The organism is Mesorhizobium sp. M4A.F.Ca.ET.022.05.2.1 (assembly GCF_003998845.1).
In the GTDB taxonomy this organism is placed as follows: domain Bacteria; phylum Pseudomonadota; class Alphaproteobacteria; order Rhizobiales; family Rhizobiaceae; genus Mesorhizobium.
Genome location: NZ_RZOJ01000481.1, coordinates 1 through 4251, shown reverse-complemented (window position 1 = coordinate 4251; position 4251 = coordinate 1). Strand labels below are relative to the sequence as shown.

4 protein-coding genes and 1 pseudogene are annotated in these 4251 nt (G+C 64.1%); 1 reads left to right on the top strand and 4 read right to left on the bottom strand.

Features of this window, described 5'->3' with window-relative positions:
- A pseudogene (locus EN745_RS31035) lies at positions 1–461 on the bottom strand (hypothetical protein); the annotation flags it as partial.
- 319 nt (positions 462–780) lie between these two features.
- On the opposite strand from EN745_RS31035, the gene EN745_RS31030 reads away from it, so the two are divergent.
- Positions 781–1782, top strand: coding sequence for a KpsF/GutQ family sugar-phosphate isomerase (locus EN745_RS31030; protein ID WP_127423006.1), 1002 nt, complete (start codon positions 781–783; stop codon positions 1780–1782).
- 158 nt (positions 1783–1940) lie between these two features.
- On the opposite strand, the gene EN745_RS31025 is transcribed toward EN745_RS31030, so the two are convergent.
- The 3 genes from EN745_RS31025 to hemH all read right to left on the bottom strand — a co-directional run.
- On the bottom strand, positions 1941–2405 hold the full coding sequence (locus EN745_RS31025; protein WP_126058425.1) for an NfeD family protein: 465 nt from the start codon (positions 2403–2405) through the stop codon (positions 1941–1943).
- Positions 2406–2446: 41 nt separating this feature from the next.
- The gene (locus EN745_RS31020; protein WP_127407345.1) at positions 2447–3394 is read right to left on the bottom strand and encodes an SPFH domain-containing protein; all 948 of its coding nucleotides are present in this window, start codon (positions 3392–3394) and stop codon (positions 2447–2449) included.
- A gap of 136 nt (positions 3395–3530) precedes the next feature.
- On the bottom strand, positions 3531–4251 hold a 721-nt coding region (hemH, locus tag EN745_RS31015; RefSeq protein ID WP_127423005.1), incomplete at its 5' end, for a ferrochelatase.

Genomic DNA, 4251 nt, shown 5'->3' with positions numbered 1-4251 from the left:
GTCTTGTTCTTTTCAGCCGTATCCTTGTCGTCCGCCTTCTTGCCCGTGGCGTCGGCGCGCTGCCTGGCGGTCGGGGTCCGGCGCGGCTTGGGCGGAGCTGGGTTGTCGGCGAACGGATCGTCGGTGGCGGCAGGCTGCTCGAAGATGCTTTCGTCGGGGGCTGCCGCATCACTATCGTCCGGCACCGCGCCGGAACTTGCCGGCGAATAGGCGTCGGCCGGGGCGTCGGCGGTCGCAGTCTGCGGCGTGTTCTGATCCTGGGCGCGAGCCCTGCTCATCTGCCTGACCTTGCGCTGCTGGTCCGACAGGATCGCTGATTCCGAAACCTCGCCGCGCAGTTCGGTTTCCTGGGCCTGGAGCGGCATCGGCCGCAGCAAGGCAAGAACGCTCGCCGCCAGCAGCAGCGTGCTGACGGCCTTGCCCGTTCGACCTCTTTTCGTTTCAGGCTGGGCCTCAGTCATCGTCACCACTGCTAGCGCGGCGCAGGCGCGCCATACTTACCGAACCGTAAATGGGGATGGTTAACGGAGGGTTGAGGCGGGCGGTTCTCTCACGCATTCGGTGTCCCGGATTTCGGGGCTGGCGCCATTGGATATTGGGCCACGGGCAAAGACCTGGATCGAACCTAAAGCGCGGCGCGTGGAAACGGATGCAGGCGACGGGCTTCAGGCTTTTTTGCTTTATGCATGTTTCCCAAAACCGCCGCGCACTTTTGGGCGACCTGCATCAGGTGCCATTTCTGTTGGACAGGCGGGCGGCAAAGCGCTAAGCGCATCAGCCATGCATGCGGGGTCCCCAGAAAAGAAGCGCCCGGACAGGCAGGCTTCGATCGATTCGGCGCTGAGAACCGTGGCGACCGAGCAGGCTGGCATGGCTGCTTTTGCCGCCGCGCTCGAGAACGGGCTGGCCGCGCCATTCGCGCGCGCCGTCGAGCTGATTTCGGGCATCGAGGGCCGCGTCATCGTCACCGGCGTCGGCAAAAGCGGCCATATCGGCTCCAAGATCGCCGCCACGCTCGCCTCGACCGGCACGCCCGCCTTCTTCGTCCATCCGGCGGAAGCCAATCATGGCGATCTCGGCATGATCGCCAAGGATGATGCCATCATCGCCATGTCGTGGTCGGGCGAGAGCAAGGAATTGATGGGCATCGTCGCCTATGCAAAGCGATTTGCGATCCCGCTTATCGCCATCACGTCCGGCGAGACCTCGGCGCTGGCGCGCGCAGCCGACGTGGTGCTGCTTTTGCCGCCCGCGCCGGAGGCCTGTCCGCACGGGCTTGCGCCGACGACATCGGCGCTGCTGCAACTGGTGACGGGCGATGCGCTGGCCATTGCGCTGCTCGAGGCGCGGGGCTTCACACCAGACCATTTCCGCACCTTCCACCCGGGCGGACAGCTCGGCGCCAATCTTACGCAGCTGCGCGAGATCATGCATGTCGGCGAGCGTCTGCCGCTGGTGCCGTCGGGCACCGGCATGAGCGAGGCGATCGTCGAACTCTCGCGCAAGGGCTTCGGCTGCGTGGCGATCACCGGCACCGATGGTGCGCTGATCGGCATCATCACCGACGGCGATATCCGCCGTCATATCGCCAACGACCTTCTGGCAATGAGCGTCGATCAGGTGATGACCAGGAAACCGAAGACGGCGACGCCGGACACGCTGGTGGCGACTGCCCTGCAGACAATCAACGCCTCCGCTATCACAAGCCTGATGGTGGTGGAGGGCGGACGCCCCGTCGGGCTCGTCCACCTGCATGATCTGCTGCGTATCGGCGCGGCTTAGGGGTATGTCGATATACAGGCGATGCCGGCCTGCGACGCGGACGTCCTGCGCTTCCGGTGCTCACGTGCTTTCGAGTACGCTCCGCTCCGGTTCTCCGAAGTCGGCGTTCCCGACTCGGCCTGACCTGAATCTCAACACGCCCTGATCAGGGTCTCGCCTCAGATCGCCTCGACGGTCAGTTCCAGATCGGTATCGGCCGCGCCGGTGACGCGCACCTGCGTGCCGACCGGTAGATCCGGGCCGGAGACGCGCCACAGGGTGTCGCCCAGCCGGATGCGGCCGCGGCCGTTCTTGATCGGCTCGGCCAGCGTCGCGGTGCGGCCGACCATCTGCGCGCCGCGGCGGTTGAGCAGCGGCTGATCGGCGTCGTCATGACGACCGCCGACCAGTTTCTTGCCGACGAAGGCCGAGATCAGCGACAGGACCAGGAAGACCAGAACCTGGAGCTGCCAGGTCCAGAAGGCGGCGTCCCAGATGAGCAGCGACACCGCGCCGACGATCAGGGCGGCGATGCCGATCCACAGCATGAAGACGCCGGGCGCGACGACTTCCATCACCAGCAGCACGAAGCCCAGGACCATCCAGTTCCAAGGGCCGAGTTCGGAAATGATGCGATCAATCATGTGCGCTCTCCCAGAGCGGAAACATCAAATCGTGGAGACCATCAATTGTCGCCGGAGCGCACTACCGGCGGCCGCGAGCCTCGCTGCGTACCGGACGGGCCGTCTGCCTTGAAGACTTCCCTGGCGATCTCGCCGATGCCGCCCAGCGTGCCGATCAGCGACGACGCCTCCAGCGGCATCAGCACGATCTTGCTGTTCGAGGCCGAACCGATCCTGGTCAAGGCCTCAGTGTATTTCTGGGCGACAAAGTAGTTGAGCGCCTGCACGTCGCCCTTGGAGATGGCTTCGGACACGACCTGGGTCGCCTTGGCTTCGGCCTCGGCCGAACGCTCGCGCGCCTCGGCATCGCGGAAGGCTGCTTCCTTGCGGCCCTCCGCCTCGAGGATCTGCGACTGCTTGAGGCCCTCGGCGGCCAGGATCTGGGCGCGCTTGTCGCGCTCGGCCATCATCTGGCGGCCCATCGATTCAACCAGGTTGGCCGGCGGGTTGATGTCCTTGATCTCGACACGGGTGATCTTGATGCCCCAGGGATGCGCCGCCTCGTCGACGACGCGCAGCAGGCGCTCGTTGATGGCGTCGCGGTTGGACAGCAATTCGTCGAGGTCCATCGAGCCCATGACGGTGCGGATGTTGGTCATCGTCAGGTTGAGGATGGCGTTCTGCAGCCCGGCGACCTGATAGGCCGCCTGCGGGGCGTTGAGGACCTGGTAGAAGGCGACGCCGTCGACGCCGACGATGGCGTTGTCGCGGGTGATGATCTCCTGCGTGGGGACATCAAGCACCTGCTCCATCATGTTCATCTTGGCGCCGATGCGCTCGAAGATGGGGTTGATGATGTTGAGACCCGGCGTCAGTGTCTTGGTGTAACGGCCGAAACGCTCCACCGTGTAGTTGTAACCCTGCGGCACCGTCCTGATGCCTTTGAAAAGAAGGATGATGACCAGGAAGACAAGAACAATGATGGCAATATCGAAACCGCTGAAGCCCATTTCGTTTCTCCCTCAATAGGCGCCGACTTCACGAAATCACTTAAGTGTGTTTCCGCAGCGTTACAATCAGGTGATCACGAATATTGAATAGCGGAGGCTTTTGCGCACCGGTTTCAAGCTGTGGCGGCGAAGCGGGTCACACCCAGCCGGACAGCTCGCGCCGCACCAGCGCCTCGATCACGGCCATGCCCTCGTCGCTGTCGTTGAGGCAGGGGATGTGGGCGAAGTTCCCGCCGCCGGCATGGTGGAAGGTTTCGGCTGCCTCGCGGCCGATCTCGTCCAGCGTCTCGATACAGTCGACAGAAAAGCCGGGATTGACGATGGCGATCGACTTGACGCCCTCCTTGGCGAGCTTCTCGACCGTCACATCGGTGTAGGGCTGCAGCCATTCCTGCGCGCCGAAGCGCGACTGGAAGGTGGTGATCAGCTTCTTCTCGTCCCAGCTAAGCTTCTCGCGCAGCAGCCTCGTCGTCTCCAGGCAATGGGCCCGATAGGGATCGCCCTTGTCGGAATAGGGTTTCGGGATGCCGTGATAAGAGGCGATGACCACTTCCGGCTCGAAGTCGAGGCTCGCCAGATGCCGTTTGATCGAGCGGGCAAGGGCCTCGATGTAGACGGGCTCGTCATAGTAGGGCGGCACGCTGCGGATAGCCGGCGCGCGCCTGATCTTCATCAGCGCGCGGAACAGCTGATCGTTGGCGGTCGCGGTGGTTGTCGCCGAATATTGCGGGTAGAGCGGAAAGGAAAGGATGCGGTCGCAGCCCTGCTCGACCAGTCCTCGGGCGACGCTCGCGGTCGAGGGGTTGCCGTAGCGCATCGCCCAGTCGACCATGACATCCGGCAGGTCGCCAAGCGAC